This window comes from Mesorhizobium sp. P2_H9 (assembly GCF_056403215.1).
In genome coordinates, this window is sequence record NZ_JBFUFX010000005.1 from 316,161 (window position 1) to 335,759 (window position 19,599).

Genomic DNA, 19,599 nt, shown 5'->3' on the forward strand with positions numbered 1-19,599 from the left:
CATGGGGCGTGTGCTCATCACCGGCGCCAGCGGTTTTCTCGGCTCGCATCTCATGGCGCGGCTGGCGGCGTCGGGCACGCCGGCGCTTGGCCTTGGCCGCGATGCGCGGCGCTGCGCAGCACTCGAAGCGGCCGGCCACGAGATCGTCCGCCACGACCTGTCGCAACCGTTCGATGCATCAACTCAAGCGCGGCTCGATGACGTCGAGGCGATCGTCCATTGCGCTGCACTTTCCGCGCCCTTCGGCAGGCTGGCGGATTTCGAACAAGCCAATGTCACGGCAACCCGCAACCTCGTCGATTTCGCGCGGCGGCAAAATGTGCGCCGCTTCGTCCATATCTCCAGCCCCTCGGTCTGTTTCGCTTTTTGTGACCAGCTCGATGTGCGCGAAGACAGCGCCCTGCCCGCTCCGGTCAACCATTATGCGCGCACCAAGCGGCAGGGTGAGGAGGTCGTGCTTTCAGCCCGCGAAATCAAGCCGGTAATCCTGCGGCCGCGCGGTATCTACGGCGCTGGCGACCGCGCACTGCTGCCGCGCCTGCTTGGCGCCGCGCGGCGGCGCCCGCTGCCGCTGTTTCGCGACGGCAGAGCGCGCATCGACCTGACCCATGTCGACGATGTCGTCGATGCGATCCTGGCCGCCCTTGCTGCCGACCAAGATGCCGAGGGCCAGATCTTCAATGTCTCCGGCGGCGAGGTGCTGCCGGTGCGCCGCATCGCCGACGAGGCCTGCGCGCGCGCCGGCCTTTCCGCACGATGGCGCAAAATGCCGCTGTGGCCGGCGATGCTGGCGGCCGGCGCAATTGAGGCGGTGGCGCTACGCCTGCCCGGCCAGCCGGAACCGGCGGTGACTCGCTATGGCCTTGGCCTGTTTGCCTATGCCCAGAGCCTCGACATTTCAAAGGCAAGGCGCATGTTGGGCTGGGCGCCGAAAGTGTCCTTCGCGGACGGGCTCGACCGCACATTCGGTGAGGGAGCAGCACTTTGAAGATCGTCTTCGCCAACAGTGCCTGGGTTGGTGCCGCCGAACGGCTGATCCTGCGCGGCGGCAGCTGGACGACAATCCGGCTGCGCGTCCGCTATGGGCTGATCCTGCATCCGCAGGCCGGGCCTGTGCTGATCGACACCGGCTATACGCCGCACGTAACAATGGGACCTGAGCGTAGTGCGCCGCTGCGTCTGTACGGCGCGGTGCTGAGGCCCAAGCTCAATGCGGCCGAACAGCCGCTGCCGGTGCTGGCACGCTTCGGCCTGACGCCGCGCGATATCCGCGCGGTCATCGTCACGCACTTCCATGCCGATCACATGTCCGGGCTGTCGCTGTTCCCCGAGGCACGCTTCATCGCCAGCGATGCGGCGTGGTCGCGGGCCAAGGCGAGAACGGGCTGGCAGAATCTGCGCCATGGCGTTTTTTCCGAGCTCTTTCCGGCTGATTTCGAGAGCCGCCTCGACGGGCTGTCGTCCAGGAAGCAGATCGCGCCGCATGATGGCGTGCCCGGCGGCGCCGACCTGTTCGGCGACGGCAGCGTGATCGCTGTCGACTTGCCCGGCCATGCCGATGGTCAGTTCGGCCTGCTGTTCCCAAATTTGGAACGCCCGCTGCTCTATGGCGTCGATGCGCAATGGCTGCTTGCCGCCCTTGTCGAAAATCGCACGCCGGGTTTGCCGGCGACGCTGCTGGCCGAGGATGCCGCAGCCCTTGAGCCAACCAGCGAAACGCTGCGGCGGTTTCTGGCAACCGGCGGCGAGGTCATGTTCTGCCACGATCCAGAGCCGACGTCCTACGATCTCGACAGCGAGGGCGGATGAGCGGGCTCGGCGAAGCGATCAAATCGTTTGCCGTCACCCGCTGGGTGTCGCGCAAGAGCCGCAGGGATTTCGAGCGCTGGCAGGCGCGCGCCTTGCGACGCTGGCTCGACCGCGACCTGCCGCTGGCGCCCTTCTACGACAAGGCGCCGCGCCATCTCGGCGACCTGCCGGTGACCGACAAGGCGCTGCTGATGGCGAATTTCGAGCGCTTCAACATAGGCGGCGTGTCGGCTCGCGATGCCTGGGCCGCCGCTTCCGCCGACGGCCGCCTCGGTGACCTGACGGTCGGCGCCAGCACCGGCACATCAGGCAATCGCGGCCTGTTCGTCATTTCCCAGGCCGAAAAATATCGCTGGCTGGGTGCGATCCTGGCCAAGGCCGTGCCCGATCTTCTCTGGCGCCGGCAGCGGGTCGCCGTCATCCTGCCGCAGAACACCGGGCTCTATGACAGCGCCCGTAAATCCCGGCGCATCGATCTGCGTTTTTTCGACCTGACGCTCGGTCCGGAACACTGGCGCGCCGCACTCGAGGATTTCGCACCGACGGTGATCATCGCGCCGCCCAAAATGCTGCGGCATTTCGCGGCCGCCGACTTCAAGCTGGCGCCGCTACGCGTCTTCTCAGCCGCCGAAACGCTGGACCCGATCGACCGGCCGGTGATCGAAACATTCTTCGGCCGGCCGCTCGACCAGATCTACATGGCAACAGAAGGGCTGTTCGCCGTAACGTGCCGGCAAGGCGGGCTGCATCTGGCCGAGGATTCGGTGTTCTTCGAGTTCGAGCCGGTCGGCGACGAGCTGGTGACGCCGCTGGTCACCGCCTTTCGCCGCCAGACCCAGATCATGGCGCGCTACCGGATGAACGATCTGCTGCGCCTATCCAAGGCGCCCTGCCGCTGCGGCTCGCCGCTGCGCACGGTGGACGAGATCGTCGGCCGCATGGACGATGTCTTCCGGCTCGCATCGGCGACTGGGCCGATCCTGGTCACTCCCGACATTCTGCGCAATGCGGTGCTGAAGGCGGATCGCCGCATCGACGATTTCCGCCTGATCCAGACCGCGCCCGACGCCGTCGAATTGCGACTTGCGCCAGATCTCGCCGACGACGCAGTTTCTGCCGCGCTGGCGGCGGTACGCGCGCTGCTGGCCTTGCGCCAGGCGACAGCATCCGTTGACCTCGTGCGCGCGCCGCTGCCGCTGGAGACCAACCGCAAACTGCGCCGCGTCGAATGCCGACTGGGGGCAGCATGAGCCCGATGGCTGTCGCGACCAGGCAGGCCCATGCAGACCGGGTTGAAAACAATCCCACCCGGGTCGAGGCCTTCGTGCGGCTCTTCAACGAGATTCCCGTCCGCGACCTCATCCGCAATTTGACGGTGACCGTCGAGCCGTTCGAGATTGCCGGGCGGTCCTTTCCGCTGACGCTCAACGATGCCAGCGAGGCGCCGAATTGCTACATCTGCCGCCCGTCCAGCGCCTATATCGACTACGCCATCGACGAGACCCGCAATTTCGTCTCGGCTCCCTTTCTGCAGCGGGCGGTGCGGACGCTGATCGGCCTGTGCGCGCCACTGGTCAAGGCAAGCGGCCTCGACCATCAGGTGCAGGTCAACAACTGGCTCTATTCGACCAATCCGGTGCCGCTGCTCGATCGCAAGGCGATCGCGGCAATGCGTTCCAGCCTGACGGCGCGCTTTCCGGATCGGGCCATCGTTATCCGCTCGCTGAACGAGATCGCCGACCCCGCCACCATCGCGGCGCTGAAGGCCGAAGGTTTTCGCATGCTGGCGGCGCGGCAGATCTACATCTTCGCCGATCGCAGTTCGGCACCCGCCATGACCAACGACATGAAGCGCGACCGCAAGCGGCTGCGCACCACGCCCTTCGAGAGGGTCGGCGATGCCGATTTCAGCGAGACCGACTATGCGCGCGCCGAAGCGCTTTACGGCATGCTCTATCTCGACAAATACACGCCGCTCAATCCGCATTACACGGCGCGCTACATCGCCGAGATGCACCGCCGCGGTATAATCAGGCTTGCCGGCCTGCGCCGGCCCGGCGGCGAACTCGTTGCCGTTGCCGCCCTGTCGGAGAACGGCGCGACATTGACGCAGCCGATCGTCGGCTACGACACCGGCCTGCCGGTTGGCGACGGGCTCTACCGTATGATGATGGCCATGGCGCAGGACCATGCCACGGCGCACGGCCTGTTCTTCAACATGAGCGCTGGCGCCGCCGCCTTCAAACGCTTGCGCGGCGCCGTGGCGACGGTGGAATACACCGCCGTCTACGCCAATCATCTGCCGCGTCGCCGCCGCGTGGCGGTGCGTATCATGGAAATTGTGCTGGCGCGGGTCGGCATTCCCCTGCTTCGGAGATTTGAATTGTGAGCGAACCCCGGCATCCAAAGCGCAGGGATCATTGGCAAGCGGTGGCGCTGTCGGCCGATATCAGACGCAAGCCGAAGCGCATCCTGTTCGACGGTGCACCGCTGGTGCTGTTTCGCTCGGCGCAAGGCATTGCCGCCCTGTTCGATCGCTGCGCGCACCGGCTGGTCGAATTGTCGACCGGCAAGGTCGTCGGCGGCGAGATCGAATGCCCCTATCATGGCTGGCGCTATGATGGCGAAGGACGCTGCACCGCCATTCCCGGCCATGTCGGTGACATCCCGCATTACCGCGTCAGGCGCTTCACTGCGATCGAGCGCGACGGTGTCGTCTTCGTCTCCTCAGGCACGCCCGAAGGCGAGCCCTATCTCCACTGCATGCAGGGCAAGGACGTCGTCGTGAAGCGTGTGCGCAGTTCGGCGCAATCGACGGTGCTCGACGCGGCCGAGAACATTTTGGATGCCACCCACACCCACTTCACCCACAAGGGCGTGCTGCGCGGCCTGACCGCCAAGCGCCATCTCGTGCACGTCGAGGTGACCGGCGGCGAGGGTTGGGTCGAGAGTTGCTACACCGGCGAGGACCGTCAGCAGGGACTGGTCAGCCGGCTCCTGGAAGGCGAGCGGGCCAAGACCATCGGCCGCTACCGCCATCCTGGGATCGTCGAGCTGGAATACTGGGGCAAGCGCGGTCTGGCGCTGGCAACGACCTTCCATTTGCGCCAGGCGGATGAGCGAACCGTCGAGGGCATCGGCTGGCTGATCGGCCCGCGCCAGGGTCTGCTCGGCGAACTCAAGGCGCTTGCCTTCAGGCCGCTCTTCGCCTTCGCCCTGCAGCAGGATCGCCGCGTGCTGAAATCGGCAAGCGACAATGCCCGCATCCCGCCGGCAGTGCTGCCGGCGATCGGACCGCTGGATTTCCTGCGCCGCGATATCGCCGCCATCATCGACGGCAAGATGCCACCGGCAGCCGCAGGGCCGCGGGTGCATCAGATCGAGCTGTGAAGAGGCCCGTTCCACTCGATATCGCGGGTCGACGCGGCCTGCAGGCTGATGTGTTGACGCCGCGCCGTGGCGGCGATTTCGGCAAGCGCGCGCCACTGCGCCCGTTTGGGCGCGGGGTCGCCCGGCCAGTCGAGCAGTTCGTCGGCCTCGCGCATCGCATGGCCAAAACGTCCGATCTGCCCGGATCGCAAGGCTGCCGGCAATCCAAACACCCACATGGCCAGCCGCACCGTCTGCGGTACGGTGACATCAGGCTTCACCTCGTCGCCGCCTTCGAACACGGCATCCGTGAAGCGCTGCGGATCGCGAAAGAAATGCAGGCCGCTGACGGCGCGCGGATTGCACTCCAGCGGCAACACCTGGCCGTCCTGTTCGCGCATCAGGTCGAAGGAGATCTGGCCGGTCCAGCCGGTACCGGCGACGAAGGTTTCGACGAAGCGCCGCGCGGCGGCATCCTCGACGCGCTCGAAGCAGATGCCGGCGCCCTTGCCGGCGCGATAGAGCGAACGATAGAGCGCCAGCGCCTTGAGCTCGCCGTTGCGGGCCACCGCATAGGCGCTGATCTCCTCGCCGGCGACGAAGCGCTGCGCCACCCACGGCATTTCAGGCGAAGGGCTGATCGTGTCGAGTTCTTCAGGTGACGGACGCAGTAGGACATGGCTGGCGAAACGTGACCAGACCGGCTTGAACACCAGCTCGCGCGACCGGTCACGTACGGCTTCCAGATCGTTCCTGCTCTGCAGCAGCGTCGTATCCGGCACGGCGAGGCCGAGGCTCTCCGCCAGCCGGATGAAAGCGTGCTTGTCATGGACCCGGGCGAGCAGGTCCATGTCGGGCGCAAACAGACGGGCCGGCATAGCGCGGTCACGCCAGAGCTGGCCAAGATAGAAAACCTCCTCGCAGGTGGGGATGACGAGGTCGACGCCCTCGGCGCGGACAAGCGCTTCCACCGCTTCGGCATAGGCCTCAGGGGCAAAACGCGGCGGCGGCAAGCGGCGATAGGCCGCGCATGCCGTACTCGCCGCCGCGATCGGCCGAGCCGGGCTGTCGGCCAGGATCACCCGCCGCCCGGCACTGTTGAGCAACCGCGCCAGATGCAGCGCCACCGGGGCCCGGGCTCCGGTGATCAGCACGGTGTTATTTTGCATGAGGCACCGACATCACAGCGGGCACCCCAGAGCGAGGATCAAACGCCGGTCAAGGAATTTGTCGTCACCAGCGTCACGCCGGCCTTGGCGAATTCGGCATTGTGGCGGGCGATGATCTGCGCGGCCGTTTCGCTGGGGCTGTCCAGCGTGCTGTGGGCGTCGGACACCACGGTGACGCCAAGCCCGTGGGAAAAGGCACCCTTGACCGTGGCCGCGACGCAAAAGTCGCTCTGCGCGCCGACGAGAACGACCTCGTCGGTGCCCTGCCCCGCCACCCATTCGCCAAGTGCGGCATTGCTGAAGGCGTTGCCCACGCTCTTGGAAAAGGTCGGCTCGTCTTCGGCCTGGCCAAGTTCCGGCCACACCGGCCAGCCCGGCGCGCCGGGCGCCAGCGGATCGCCGGCCGGCCCGTCATGCCTGACGAAAGCGACCTTGCGCCCGCCGCGCCGCGCCCATTCCATCACCGCCCGCACGCGGCTGGCGATGCCCACCGCATCATGGATCGGCGGCTCGGCGACGCCGTCGAACATGCCCGTCTGGAGGTCGATGACGATGAGCGGGGCGAGGTTGGACTTTGACATGGCGCGAAGATAGCGCGGACGGCAGGAGGGTCAAGCGGCGCCGAATCTCCCCCCTCGAGGGGGAGATGTCGCCGAAGGCGACAGAGGGGGTCGGTGTGCGTGAAGCGCCAGCCTCCAATTGTCGCAAAACGTCGAGCCCAGTCGAACCGACCCCCTCTGGCCTGCCGGCCATCTCCCCCTCGAGGGGGGAGATCCCCTCACCCAATGCCGCCGGTCACCACATAGGCGCCGGCGGCGCAACCGTCCTCATGCCGCACGATCGCGGTAACGATCGAACCGTAGGCGCCGCGCCAGACGCTGTGGATCCTTCGATGCTCGACGGCCGGAATGAGGGCACGCCCGGTGAAGCGGGCGCCAGTCCGCTGCATGGCGACAGGCTCGCCGTTGACATGGACTTTCACGCCAACAGCCGCCAAGTCGGCGGCCTCGGCCGCGCCATGCATGACGAGCGTGATAACGATCTCGTCCCCACCATCTGAATGGCGCGTCTCGGCGGCAAGTATGAGGGACAACGGTGGCGCCGATCTGGGCTGGCTCGAGCTCGACTGGAAAACATCCTCCGGCAATTCCGGCGTGCGCGGCGGGCTGGTGCGGCGTTTGGTCGAACGCTCGTAATCGCCGGCCAGGCGCAGCAGCCTCACATCGTCATAGGCCTTGCCGGCGAAGGTCAGGCCGACCGGCATGCCGATATCGGCCATCGTGCCCATCGGCACGGTGACTGTGGGAATGCCGAGATGGCGCCAGACCAGATTGCCGTTGGCGACCCAGGTGCCGTTGCGCCAGGCAAGGGCGGCGGCGGCCTCGTCGACATCGGCATCGGCCGGACCGACATCGGCCACGGCGGGCAGCACCACCGCATCCAGCCCTCGCGCATCCAGCCAATCCTCGAAGTCGATCCGCCGCGTCGCCTCCAGGCCCTTCAGGCCGTCTTCCATTGTCGGGATATCCACGAAGGGCGTAACGCCAAGCTTTGCCCGTTCGACATACTCCGCCAGGTCGAAACCGTCGTCGCCATAGCGGTCCGGCAATGTTCCTGGCGGTTGCGGGAAAATCTTCGGGCCGTCGACCGATGCCAGGTCGGGAATCGCAGGATCGGCATTGGCGCGCAGGAAATCATCCCATCCCCAGACACAGAGATCCCAGATTTCCCGCTCGGCGAACGCTTCCGGCACCAGCCCGCGATCGACCATGGTTTTTGTACCCGGCCGGTCGCGCTCGTAGTTGGAGACGACGGGAAAATCGACCTCGACCACGGTGGCGCCAAGCCGCCCGAGATCGCGTGCGGCCTGCTGCCAGAGGGCCAGCACCGAGGCGCGGGTCTCGATGGGCTTTGTCGCCTCGGCATCCCTGCCGATATACATGCGGGGCACGCCGAGCCGCACGCCTTTGAGCGAGCCCTCCAGCTTCAGCCCGGTGTAGCGTGGCGGCCGCACGGCCGAGCTTGGAGGCAGCGCCAGCCATGGCTGCGCGCGCCAGAAATCGCCGCTCGTCTCGGCATCGTCGGCGACGATCACGTCGAGCAGTTCCAGCATATCCGCCACGCTGCGCGTGTGCGGCACCACCACATCCATGGTCGGCACCAAGGGCCAGTTGCCCCTGACCGAAATGACGCCGCGCGACGGCGTGTAGGCGACCAGCGCGTTGTTCGACGCCGGCGCCCGGCCGGACGACCATGTCTCCTCGCCCAAGCCGAAGGCGGCGAAGCTGGCCGCCGTTGCCGTGCCCGAACCGTTGGACGAACCCGAGGCGAAGGCGGCGGTCAAGAAGTCGGCATTGTAGGAGCTTTCGGCGCGGCCATAGACGCCGCGCTGCATGCCGCCATTGGCCATGGGCGGCATGTTGGTGAGCCCGATCAGCACCGCGCCGCCGGCGCGCAGCCGCGCGATGGTGAAGGCATCCTCGCTGGCGACGAGATGTTCGAAGGCCGGCGAGCCGGCGGCCACCGTCAGGCCTGCCACCTTGTAGCTGTCCTTGGCGGTGTAGGGGATACCGTCCAGCGGCCCGAGCGTGACGCCCTTCCGGCGCCGCAAATCCGACGCAGCCGCCTCCTCGAACATTTCGGGGTTGAGCACGGGCACGGCATTCAGCGCGATGCCATGGCGGTCGTAGTGCGCGATGCGCCGGAGGTAGGCGCCGACCAGTTCGACGCTGGTGACGGTACCGTCGTCCAAGGCCTGGCGCAGGTCGGCGATCGAGGCTTCGACGAGGCGGAGGTTGGTCATGGGGCGGCCCAGTTGGCGTTCAATCACCTCTGCCCTGCCGGGCATCTCTCCTGCAAGGGGAAGCTTCGCCGATTTCGCCAGCGTTGCCTTGGGCACTCAGTTCACAGCGTCTTGCTGTCGAACTGGCCTTTTTCCTTCATCAGTTCGAGAAAGGTCCTGGCCTCGGCGTTTCCGTGTCCCGCCGCCGTGGAAAACCACTTGATGGCTTCCGGATAATTCGGCTCGCCTCTGATCCCGGTGTAGTAGAGCTTGCCAAGGTTGAGTTCTGCTTCGACATTTCCCGCCTTGGCTGCCTCCAGCAACCAGAATTCGGCGGATTTGTTATCCTTGGCTATCCCTCTGCCCTGCGCATAGGCAGCAGCCAAATACAGCTCGGCCGAAACATTCCCCTGCTTTGCAGCCTTGAGCCACCACGAAACGGCATTCGCGTCACTCTGGGTCAGGCCAGCGCCCGTCCAGTATGAGACGCCCAGGTTCCCCTGGGCATTGGCATCTCCCTGGCTCGCCGCTTTTAGCAACCAGGACGCCGACTCGGCATCACTGTGGGCGACGCCTCTGCCCGTTGCGTATGCGTAGGCCAGCGCAGATTGCGCCGGGACACTGCCCTGTTCCGCCGCCTTGACCAACCAGGCGACCGACTGGGTGGCGTCCTTGCCGATGCCCTTTCCCAACTCATACGCGTTTGCCACGGCGTATTGCGCTTCGGGCAGGCCGGCGGTTGCTGCCTTCATCCACCATTCGAAGGCCAGGCGGTCATCCTGACCGACACCGTGGCCAAGCGAATAGAGGCTACCCAGCAGAGTCTGGGCATTCGGCTCACCCTTGTCGACCGCCTTTCGCACCCACATCACGGCGAGTTGATCGTCCTTCTTGACGCCTTGGCCGAGATAGTAGGCACGACCGACGACGAAAGCCGCCTCCGCGTTTCCCTGGTCAGCCGCCTTACGCCACCAGTAGAGAGCTTGCTCGTAGCTTTGTGTAACGCCTTGGCCCTGCGCATACAGGGCGCCGACGGCGTACTGACCATTGGCGTTGCTCTTGTCGGCTGACTGCCTGGCAAACTTCAACGCCAGTTGATCGTTTCTTTCGACCCCTTTGCCGCGAGAATAGGCTTGGCTGAGCCAAGCTGCCGCATCGCCATTTCCTTGCTCGACCGCCTTGCCCCACCAGTAGATCGCCAGCTTGTCATTCTGAGCGATTCCAGCGCCATTCCAGTACATCGCTCCTAGACCGCACTGTGCGTCAGCATTTCCCATCTCGGCAAGCAGAGAGGTCCGATGGAATTGCTCCCGATAATCCTTGGCCAGGAATGCCGCCTGAAACTTCCTTATGGCTGACCACTGCAGATAGTAATTTCGGACAGGCCCAAGCAGCACGAAGCCCGCCAGCAACACCAGGACGACGGTGAGGACCTTTCGACGACGCGGCGCGGGCGGACTGAAGACAGTTGTATCGGCTTCAAGTGGCCAGTCATTGTTGCTCAAGTTGGCGATCCATTTGCAGCCACCAGTAATCCTTAGCGCAAGCCGCGCTGCTCTGGAATATCCGCTGCATTGAATGTCGCACTACTCCGGCGCGCCGGCAAACAGCACCACGCCGTCGCCGCCGCTTGCCGGCCAATCCCTGATGGTGCGGTCGTAGCCGCCGGTGAGCAGCGTGCCGTCTGCGGCGAAGGCGACCGAATAAAGCGGCCCGGTGCCGGGATCGAACTCGGCGATCTCGGCGCCGGTGTCCATGTTCCAGAGCCGCGCCGTGCCGTCGAGCGAGACCGAAGCCAGGCGCTTGCCGTCGGGGGATAGCGCGATTTCGTAGACGGTACCGGAATGGCCCTCGAAGCGGCGGACTTCCCTGAAGGTGTCGAGATCCCAAAGCTTGATCGTGTAGTCGCCGCTGCCGGTCACCACATGGTGGCCGTCGGCGGTGAAGACGGCGCCGTAGGTGCCTTGCTCGTGGCCGTGCCAGCTGCGCAATTGCTTGCCTGAAACGATGTCCCAGAGCTTCAACTCGCCGTCGATGCTACCCGAGATGGCGTGCGTGCCGTCGGGCGAGACGGCGACGGCGCTGACCGACCAGTCGTGGCCTGGCAGCACATGCAGCACATTGCCCTTGTCGATATCCCAGACGATGACGCTGCCGGTGTCGTGACCGCTGACGGCCAGCTTGCCGTCCGGGCTGATCGCCAGGTTCCTGACGCCGCCATTCTCGCCCGAGGAGAAGACGTGCAGCACCGCCCCATCCGAAAGCTGGCGTAACACGATCTCGCCATCGTCGCCCGCGGTCAGCGCCTGCTTTCCGTCGGGCATGAACAGCGCTGTGCGCGCCATGTCCTTGTGGACGCCGAGGTTGCGGATCAGCCGCTTGCCATCGATGTCCCACAGCTTGATCATATGGTCGGTGCTGGCGCTCATAATCGAGTGCCCATCAGGCGCCACCGCCAGCCAGACGACGGCATCGCGGTGGCCTTCGGGTTGCGTCGGCAGCGGCGGCGGAGCGGGAGGCAGCGGCGCAACGGTTGCTGGCGGAGCAGGCTCAGGCGGTGAGGCCGGAGGGGCAAGCGCGACCTCCGGTGGCTGCGCCGGCACTGCGGGTGCCGTAGGTGGCTGGGCAGGCAGAGGCGCCGGCTGAGATGGCGCCGGCTCCGGCGGTTTGGCCGCCAGTTCGGGCGGTGGCGCGGCTAGGTCGGGCGGCGGGGCGGCTGGCGGCGGCGCCGGGGCAGCGACGGGCGGCGAAGTTGGGGGAGCCGGCGGTGTCACCGGTTCCGGTGCGGGCGGGGCGCTGGCGACGTCCTTGGGTTCATTGGACTTGGGTTCGCTGGGGGCGGCTACCTCGCCCGGGCCGGTGCGATGCGCCAGCCACGGGCCGACCCCGTTGACCAGCAGCGCCAGCACAGTGATCGCTGGCAGAACTAGGAAGGCCCGGCGCAGGCCTGGTCTGCCCGGGTTTTGCAATTCAGCGGCCCTGCCGAACAGCGGCGCGCCGGCCTGGTGGTTCGGGCGGCCCGGCAACAGGCCGGCCAGGAACAACAGCCCGCCGACCAGGCAGGCAGCACCCGCCACCAGAAACACCATCACACGCACCGATGCGATGGACATGCCCGCATCGTGCTGCGCCAGACGCGCCACCGCCAAACTGGCGATGCCGATCGCCAGCAGGAGAACCGCAAGCAGCCTGTCAGCACCCCTGTTCATCGGCTCCCCCCCTCCCTGCCCGCGCACTTCTCTCATTGCGAAGCCTGGCCATTCTTCAGACTACCAGCGAACATGTATCGCAAAATGCCGCGCGCGAAAGTGGTGGAGATCACGCGCGCATTGGCCTACTTCAACTCCACCCACACCGGCGCGTGGTCGCTGGCGCCGTCTTGCCCGCGAACATCGCGATCGATGCCGGCGGCAGTGAGGCGGCGGGCCAGCTTCTTGGACAGCAGGATGTGATCGAGCCTCAATCCAGCGTCGCGCGGCCAGCGGTTGCGGCGATAATCCCAGAAAGTATAGAGCGTTTCCTTCGGGTGTTTTCTGCGCAGCGCATCAAGCCAGCCTTGCTCCAGCAGGCGAGCGAAGGATGCCCGGCTCTCCGGCTGCACCAGCGCATTGTCGTCATAGGAACGCGTGGCGTAGATGTCGCGCGGCTCGGGCACGATGTTGTAGTCGCCGGCCAGCACCACCGGCAGGCCCGTGTCGAACAGCTGCCCGGCATGCGCCTCCAGCCGCTTGTGCCAGGCGAGCTTGTACTGGAATTTCGGGCCGGGCTGCGGGTTGCCGTTCGGCGCATAGAGGCAAGCGATTACGATGCCAGACACCGCTGCCTCGATGTAGCGGCTTTGTTTGTCGGCCTCGTCGCCGGGCAGGGCATCGCGGGTCAGAACGGGTTCCGAACCGCGCGCGAGTATGGCGACACCGTTCCAGGTCGGCTCGCCTTTCCACACCGCGCCATAACCGGCGGCGGCAAGTGCGGTGCGCGGAAACTGCATGTCGCGTGCCTTGAGTTCCTGCAGGCAGACGATGTCGGGCTTTGCTGCGGCGAGCCATGCCAGCAGATTTTGCAGGCGGCTGTTGATGTTGTTGATGTTGAAGCTGGCGATCTTCATTTGCCGGATACGCCTTTCACTTCGTCATCCTCGGGTCTGCGCGCGTCGCTTCGCTCCTTGCTCCGCCCTAGGATGACGAAGCCGATGGCCGCGCCAGCTTGGCTTTCACCGTCTCGGCCAGTGTCTTCAGATGATCGGCAGTGGAAAAGCCCGACACGCTCTTTCGTGGCTTCAAGTCGTGGTCGCCATCCTCCAGCCAGATCACCTCGATGGCATCGGAAAGATCATAGGTCGCAACCTCGTCCCTGGTGCCGAACTCGTCGCGCGTGCCCTGGAAGATCAGGGTCGGCGTCTTGAGGTCGGCGAGATGTTTAGTTCGGAGCTGCTCGGGCTTTGCCGGCGGATGGAAGGGATAGCCGAGACAGATCAAGCCGGCGATCTCGCCTTTCGCAAACATCTCGTCGGCAACCATCGAAGCGACACGCCCACCCATCGACTTGCCGCCGATGATCAGCGGGCCGGTCACGCCCCTACCCCTGAGATCGGCGATCGCCTTGATGTATTCCGGGTTCACCGTCTCGGCGCGCGGCGGCGGCTTGCGGTGGCCGTAGCGGCGTGCCGCCATATAGTGGAATTCGAAACGCGCGACCTGGAAGCCGGAAGCGGCGAGCGCCTTCGCGGTGGCGGTCATCGAGGGAGAGTCCATCGAGGCGCCGGCGCCATGGGCGAGCAGAATGGTGACGGGGGCGGTTTCGTGACCGTCGAAGAGGAAGCTAGTTGGCATCAGGCTTTGGTGTCCCGATATGGTGATACGTGACTTTGGAGCCGTGAACTTCTCTGCTCCACTGTTCCGGATGGAACATGATGTGCGCTGTTCCGGCGGCTAATATTCCCACGATCAGCATGAAGAACGGCCGACCGAAACAGACGCGCTGCCTATTTGACACAAGGTCCTCGGGGCGATCCGGCCCGAATTCGAGAATCGATCTCCTCCGGTTGTAGAACTTCATCCAACTGATGTTGTTGTCCAAGGAAAAGTCCCAACCATTGCTTCGATAGAAGAGCAATTCCCGTGCCTGGCCAATCGCCATGAGTACGAACCAGACCGTAAGTCCAACAAAAAGAACCGCCATCTGAATCCCCGCCGACCGGTGCTGAGATAGTCATACGACGAAGAATTCGCAAACATAGGCCACCCTTGGTGGAGTTCACCCCGCCGTCCGCGTCGCTTGCAAATCGACGAACTGTATCCCCTTGGCCGCCATGCGCGACCATTCGGAATCGACGTCGAGTTCGAGATAGCGAACCCAGAGCCGGCGCGCCCCGGTCAGATTGCCGGCATCGAATTCGAGCCGCGCAAGGTTGAACACCGGATCGGCATAGGTCTTGTCGAGCGCGATGGCCTTTTGCAAATGCCGGCGGGCGGAAGCCACCTTGCCCTCGTCGCTCATCAGCCCGGCAAGGTTGAACCAGGCTTCGACGAAGGCGGGGTCGAGTTTTATGGCGCGGGCGTAGTCGTGCGCGGCCTCCGCCACGTGGCCGCCGGCGCGCAGGCAATTGGCGCGGTTGAAGGCGGCGATGGCGTCGCTCGGGTCGATGGCCAGGCAGCGCTGGTAGAGCGTCGCGGCCTGATCGTGATCGCCCTGCTCTTCCGCCGCCTCCGCCTCGGCAAACAAATCTTCCAGCGTGTCGTCATCGGCAGCGCCCAGATCGAACAGCAATTGCCCGTCGAGCTCGCTCTGGCCGCCTTCGAGGTAGATCGCGTCGGCGCGCCCATGCTGCGATCCGACATTGAGCGACTTGGCGGTCAGCGAGGCGACCGGACCGGAGCGGTGCACGGAGCGGGCGATAGCGCCCCATGAGGCACCCCCGGCGGTGAGCCCGGCATATTTGCGGGCGAGGATCAGGTCGCGGAAGGAATACGGTTCTGCGTCATGCTCGAAGGCGTCGAACAGCGACAACAGGTCGAGATCATCCGCGGCGAGCCGCGACTGGTCGATGAGCGATTGCCTCGACAGCGCCGACGCCTCCGGCGCCTTCATCAGCCCGAGCAGGCGCAGGAACCCGTTCTCGCTGAGAAGCATGCGCCCGGCGGCGCGCTCTACGGCAACGCGGCGCGCAATCTCGGCATCGCCGGCCTTGGCCAGGAAATTGCGGCCGAAGACAACATGAGAGGTGCGCCGGGTGACGCCGCGCCGCAACTGGCCGTGCTGGCGCTCGACCTCGCGCGCGGCCAGCCGCAGCGGAAACGCCGCCAGCGCGCCGATGGTGCCGAAGACGGCACCGGGTGTGACTATACCGGTGGGCGCCGTCACCCTTTGCTCTTGCCGACGGCCTTGAGCAGGTTGGCCTTGAGCGGATTTTCCTTGGGCGCGGCCTTGGCCTTGGCGGCAGGCTTCGCCTCGTCATCGGCCTTGCTCTTCGACTTGGCCGGCGGCTTCGCCGCCTGCGACAGGCTCGCCTTCAGCGCGTCCATAAGGTTGATGACATTGCCCCGCTCGGGTGCTGCCGCGATGATCGGCTTGTGACCTTTGAGCTTCTCGCGGATCATCGCCATCAGTGCGATCTCATAGCGGTCCTCATAGTCCTTCGGATCGAAGGTGGTTTCCTTCTGCTTGATCAGCGCCTCGGCCAGTTGCAGCATTTCGGCCTCCGGCTTGCCGGCCGGGATGTTGCCGAAATACTCAGCTGTGCCACGCACTTCGTTCGGGTTCCTCAAGGTGCAGACGAACATGCCGTTTTCGCGCGCACCGATGGTCACCACGCGTTCGCGGCTGGACAAGACGAGGCGGGCGATCGCCAGCTTGCCGGATTTGCGCATGGCCTCGCGCAGCACGGCGAAGGTCTCTTCCGCCATAGCGCCGTCCGGCGCCAGATAGTAGGGCGCGTCCTGGTAGATGACATCGACCTCACCCTCGTCGACAAAGGCCTCGATGTTCATCGTGTGGTTGGATTCGATGCGCACCGCGTCGAGATCGGCATCATCGATGATGATGTACTGCTTGTCCTCGTACTCGTAGCCCTTGACCAGGTCCGAGCGCTCAACCAGCCCGAGTTCGGGATCGACCGGCTTCATGTTGATGCGGTTATGGGTCTTCTTGTGCAGCTGGTTGAAGCTGATGCGCTCGCTCGTCGTCGTTGCCGGATAGAGCCGGACCGGACAGCTGACGAGGCTGAGCTTGAGGTAACCTTTCCAACTTGCCCTGGGCGCCATGAAACTCTCTCCTACGCAAACTGCTGCAGCTGTCTTTCGTCCGAAGGACGTGCGGCGCTGCGGAAATCCTACATGCCTGCCGACAATACCGGCAAATCCCTAGCGAAATCTTCCATGAACGCGCCGGGGTCGCCGGAAGGCCCGGCGGCGCAGAATAATTCAAATTGTCGGAAGCGTCGATGGAGGTTGAGGAAGCGGCCGTCCTTCCCTTCGTCATCCTATGGCGAAGCAAGGAGCGAAGCGACGCGGCGCAGACCCTAGGATGACGAAAGATGGGTAGGCAAATCCCGGGCGAAATCCTCGATATCCGCCCAGGGATCGCCTGACGTCGCCAGCAATCCCGGCAGCGAGGAATAGTTCAGATCCTGTGGCGCATCGATGGATTCGAGATCGCTCCAACTCACCGGGGTCGAGGCCGGCAGATTGGTGCGGGCGCGCAGCGAATAGGGCGCGGCGGAGGTGTGGCCGCGTGCATTGCGGTGATAGTCGATGAAGATGCGCCGCTTGCGGTTGTCCTTGCCCATGGTGGTGGTGAAGGTATCGGGCGCGCTTGCCGCCAGGCGCGTGGAGATGGCGCTGGTTGCCTGGTGCAGTTTCTTCCAGTTCTGCTTTTGCGTCACCGGCACCGTGATGTGGATGCCCGAGCCACCGGAGGTCTTGGCGAACGGCACCAGGCCAAGCGTTTCCAGTTCGCTCCTGATATGCACCGCGGCCTCGACCACTTCGCGCCAGGCGATGCCCTCGCCCGGGTCGAGGTCGAAGACGATCTGGTCGGGCTTGTCGAGGCTCAAGCGATGCGTGCCCCAGGTGTGGAACTCGACGACGCCGAACTGCGCCAGCGCCAGATAACCCTTGGCACCTTCGACAGAAAGGTAGGATTTGGTTTCGTTCTCGGAATTGGTTGCCTCAAATGTCACCACCGAGGGCGGCATGCCGGTGAAGGCATGGCGCTGGAAGAAACAGTCCTTTGGCAGGCCGGTCGGGCAGCGCACCAGCGACACCGGACGTCCCAGAATGTGCGGCAGCATGAAATCGCCGACCAGCGCGTAGTAGACGGCGATGTCGAGCTTGGTCGGTCCGGTCTTGCCGAACAGTCGCCGCTCCGGGTTGGTCACCCAGATGGTGGCGAGGTCGGCCTCGGCGATCAGCCGCTTGCGTTTTGGCGCGACCGGCGTCGACAGGCCGATATCGCGCAGGCCGCGAAACACGCCGTGACGCAGCGCATTGTCGGCGGTGCGGTTGGCATAGTGGATGCGCGCCGACAGCAGCGGCCGCACCCAGTTCATCTCGCGCATGATCTCGCGCGGCACGCCCTCCGGCGCAGACGCGCCTTCGCGCAGCGGCTGCAGCCGGGCGAGCAACGCGCCTGAAGTGGCAGCGTCGAAGCCGGTGCCGACCTTGCCGCGATAATGCAACTCACCATCCTCGAATTCCGCCATGCCGAGCGCCGCCAGCCCTTCGGCCGCATCGGAGGTGGTGTAGCCAGCAATGACGAAGTCGCCGTTCTGCAGAGCCTTGGTCTTGGTCCAGCTCCTGGTGCGGCCGCTCTGGTAGATCGCGGTCGCCCGCTTGGAGACGACGCCTTCCAACCCAAGTTCGCTAGCCTGGTCGTAGAGCCCCTGCCCGCTGCCTTCGACATGATCGGAGAACTGGATGGCGGAGTTGGCGCCGACGCCGGACAGCAGTTGCGCCAGCAGCGCCTTGCGGCGGATAAGCGGCGCCTTTCTCAGGTCCCAGCCGTCGAGGTGCAACAGGTCGAAGGCGTAGAAATGCAGCTTGCTGCCGGCGCCCGCGGCCAGCGCGTCCTGCAGCAGCGCAAAGCGACTGATGCCCTTGGCGTCGAGCACCATGATCTCGCCGTCGATGATGGCATCGCGGCATGGCAGTTTGGCGAAGGCGTGCGGCAGGTCGCCATAGCGCTTGGTCCAGTCGATGCCGCCGCGCGTGATCAGCCTGACCTCCTTGTCGGCCAGATGCGCCATCGTGCGGTAGCCGTCGAACTTGATCTCGTGCAGCCATTGCTCGCCGGTGTCCTCGCCATCGGGCGGCTTGGCGATTTGCGTCGCCAGTTGCGGCTCGATGCGGGCAGGCGCCGCCGCCTTGACCGCGCCGGACAATGCGCCGGGATTCAGCGCTACGGGTTTGGCGGGTTTGCCGGCCGGTTTTGGTGGCGCCACCAGTTCCTCGATGCGCCTGCCGGATTTGACGCTTTCCGGCCGCGCGGCAAGGATATCCAACGCAGTATCGGCCGCGAGGTCGCGCTCCTTGAACAGCAGCCAGTTCTTCTTGTTCTGGTCCTCGCCGGGCTTGGGTTTCAGCCTGGTCAGCATCCAGCCGCCATTGAGTTTTTCGCCGGCGAGGCGAAACTTGAAAGCGCCGGTGCGCAGGCTTTTGTCGACATCGTCCATCGGCGCCCAGGTGCCGGTATCCCAGACGATCATCGGCCCACCGCCATATTCGCCCTCGGGAATGACGCCCTCGAAGTCGATGTATTCGAGCGGATGGTCCTCGGTCTCCACCGCCAGTCTTTTGTCGACCGGGTTGAGCGAGGGACCGCGCGGCACCGCCCAGCTTTTCAGGACGTCGCCGACCTGAAGCCTGAGATCATAGTGGTCGGCGGTGGCGTGGTGTTTGTGGACGACGAAACGATTGCCGTCGCCGTCAGCCAGCCCACCCGCCGGCTCGGGCGTCTTCGAGAATTCGCGCTTGGCGCGATAGGCCCTGAGTTTCGGCGGGGTGGTCATGTCCGCATGCTAGGCGGGATGCGGCGGCTGCTCAATCGATGGCAACTCAATCGTCTGTGGCCGGCGTCAGTTCGAGCTCGGCGGGCGACAGGCCGCCCTGCAACTGGCTGAGCCGGAATTCGTCGACCCAGTAGGCCTCGCCATCGACCAGCACGCGGGCCGAGTAGGCGCCACCGGAAAAGCTCTGCGCGGTGATGTAGACCCTGTGGCGGTCGAGCGCCTTGCGCACCGCGGCGCGCTTGGAATTCTGGCTGGTGGCGGAACTGGCCATGACTTGCTCGTACACATGCAGCCGCAGGACAAGCGGCTATCTAGGATGGCCGAGAGCGGCTGTTCTGTCAATTTTCGCGGCAATCGCGCCGCCCCGCATCGCCCTGTCGGGCACATCTGCGCGCAAGCAATGAAGGTTGCGGGTGGTCCACGTCGGAGCTGTTTTCAGCTTTTCAGTTCGGCCCGGACCACCCGCC

General features: G+C 65.3%; 17 protein-coding genes. 5 read left to right on the plus strand and 12 right to left on the minus strand.

From position 1 onward, the window contains the following. The first annotated feature begins 1 nt into the window (after position 1). From AC1DXN_RS11820 to AC1DXN_RS11840, 5 genes are read left to right on the plus strand one after another with little or no spacing between them, the layout of a single operon-like run. Positions 2-988 (plus strand): NAD-dependent epimerase/dehydratase family protein, encoded by a 987-nt coding sequence (locus AC1DXN_RS11820; protein WP_477273870.1) that lies wholly within the window; start codon positions 2-4, stop codon positions 986-988. Then, positions 985-1,809 carry an MBL fold metallo-hydrolase gene (locus AC1DXN_RS11825; protein ID WP_477273872.1) on the plus strand — a complete coding sequence of 275 codons (825 nt, stop codon included), beginning with the start codon at positions 985-987 and terminating at the stop codon, positions 1,807-1,809. The genes AC1DXN_RS11820 and AC1DXN_RS11825 overlap by 4 nt, the downstream gene beginning before the upstream one ends. Further along, positions 1,806-3,059 (plus strand): F390 synthetase-related protein, encoded by a 1,254-nt coding sequence (locus AC1DXN_RS11830; protein ID WP_477273874.1) that lies wholly within the window; start codon positions 1,806-1,808, stop codon positions 3,057-3,059. Before AC1DXN_RS11825 ends, AC1DXN_RS11830 begins: the two co-directional genes overlap by 4 nt. Further along, on the plus strand, positions 3,056-4,198 hold the full coding sequence (locus tag AC1DXN_RS11835) for a GNAT family N-acetyltransferase (protein ID WP_477273876.1): 1,143 nt from the start codon (positions 3,056-3,058) through the stop codon (positions 4,196-4,198). The genes AC1DXN_RS11830 and AC1DXN_RS11835 overlap by 4 nt, the downstream gene beginning before the upstream one ends. Next, positions 4,195-5,199, plus strand: a complete 1,005-nt coding sequence (locus AC1DXN_RS11840) for a Rieske 2Fe-2S domain-containing protein (protein ID WP_477273878.1) — start codon at positions 4,195-4,197, stop codon at positions 5,197-5,199. Before AC1DXN_RS11835 ends, AC1DXN_RS11840 begins: the two co-directional genes overlap by 4 nt. Here the strand turns inward: AC1DXN_RS11840 and AC1DXN_RS11845 are convergent. The 12 genes from AC1DXN_RS11845 to AC1DXN_RS11900 form a co-directional block, all read right to left on the minus strand. Then, complete coding sequence (locus AC1DXN_RS11845; protein WP_477273880.1) at positions 5,184-6,347, minus strand: ATP-grasp domain-containing protein; 1,164 nt, start codon at positions 6,345-6,347, stop codon at positions 5,184-5,186. The two genes, AC1DXN_RS11840 and AC1DXN_RS11845, sit on opposite strands and share 16 nt — an antisense overlap. A gap of 38 nt (positions 6,348-6,385) precedes the next feature. Beyond that, complete coding sequence (locus AC1DXN_RS11850) at positions 6,386-6,928, minus strand: cysteine hydrolase family protein (RefSeq protein WP_477273882.1); 543 nt, start codon at positions 6,926-6,928, stop codon at positions 6,386-6,388. Between the two features lie 197 nt (positions 6,929-7,125). Further along, positions 7,126-9,150: an amidase gene (locus AC1DXN_RS11855; RefSeq protein ID WP_477273884.1), complete on the minus strand. Its 2,025-nt coding sequence runs from the start codon at positions 9,148-9,150 to the stop codon at positions 7,126-7,128. 101 nt (positions 9,151-9,251) lie between these two features. Further along, positions 9,252-10,634, minus strand: coding sequence for an SEL1-like repeat protein (locus tag AC1DXN_RS11860; protein WP_477273886.1), 1,383 nt, complete (start codon positions 10,632-10,634; stop codon positions 9,252-9,254). An 81-nt stretch (positions 10,635-10,715) separates the two neighbouring features. Continuing rightward, positions 10,716-12,338: a WD40 repeat domain-containing protein gene (locus AC1DXN_RS11865; protein ID WP_477273887.1), complete on the minus strand. Its 1,623-nt coding sequence runs from the start codon at positions 12,336-12,338 to the stop codon at positions 10,716-10,718. A 125-nt stretch (positions 12,339-12,463) separates the two neighbouring features. Beyond that, positions 12,464-13,234 (minus strand): exodeoxyribonuclease III, encoded by a 771-nt coding sequence (locus tag AC1DXN_RS11870; protein ID WP_477273889.1) that lies wholly within the window; start codon positions 13,232-13,234, stop codon positions 12,464-12,466. A gap of 67 nt (positions 13,235-13,301) precedes the next feature. Continuing rightward, a complete protein-coding gene (locus AC1DXN_RS11875) occupies positions 13,302-13,958 on the minus strand; it encodes an alpha/beta hydrolase family protein (RefSeq protein WP_477273891.1) in 657 nt (218 codons plus the stop codon). Beyond that, positions 13,948-14,307 carry a hypothetical protein gene (locus AC1DXN_RS11880; RefSeq protein WP_477273892.1) on the minus strand — a complete coding sequence of 120 codons (360 nt, stop codon included), beginning with the start codon at positions 14,305-14,307 and terminating at the stop codon, positions 13,948-13,950. Before AC1DXN_RS11880 ends, AC1DXN_RS11875 begins: the two co-directional genes overlap by 11 nt. A 75-nt stretch (positions 14,308-14,382) precedes the next feature. Then, positions 14,383-15,471, minus strand: coding sequence for a tetratricopeptide repeat protein (locus AC1DXN_RS11885; protein ID WP_477274021.1), 1,089 nt, complete (start codon positions 15,469-15,471; stop codon positions 14,383-14,385). 14 nt (positions 15,472-15,485) lie between these two features. After that, the gene (gene ku, locus AC1DXN_RS11890) at positions 15,486-16,388 is read right to left on the minus strand and encodes a non-homologous end joining protein Ku (protein ID WP_477242353.1); all 903 of its coding nucleotides are present in this window, start codon (positions 16,386-16,388) and stop codon (positions 15,486-15,488) included. Positions 16,389-16,645: 257 nt separating this feature from the next. After that, complete coding sequence (ligD, locus tag AC1DXN_RS11895) at positions 16,646-19,132, minus strand: DNA ligase D (RefSeq protein ID WP_477273893.1); 2,487 nt, start codon at positions 19,130-19,132, stop codon at positions 16,646-16,648. 46 nt (positions 19,133-19,178) lie between these two features. Further along, the gene (locus AC1DXN_RS11900) at positions 19,179-19,403 is read right to left on the minus strand and encodes a hypothetical protein (RefSeq protein ID WP_477273895.1); all 225 of its coding nucleotides are present in this window, start codon (positions 19,401-19,403) and stop codon (positions 19,179-19,181) included. Positions 19,404-19,599: the final 196 nt, after the last annotated feature.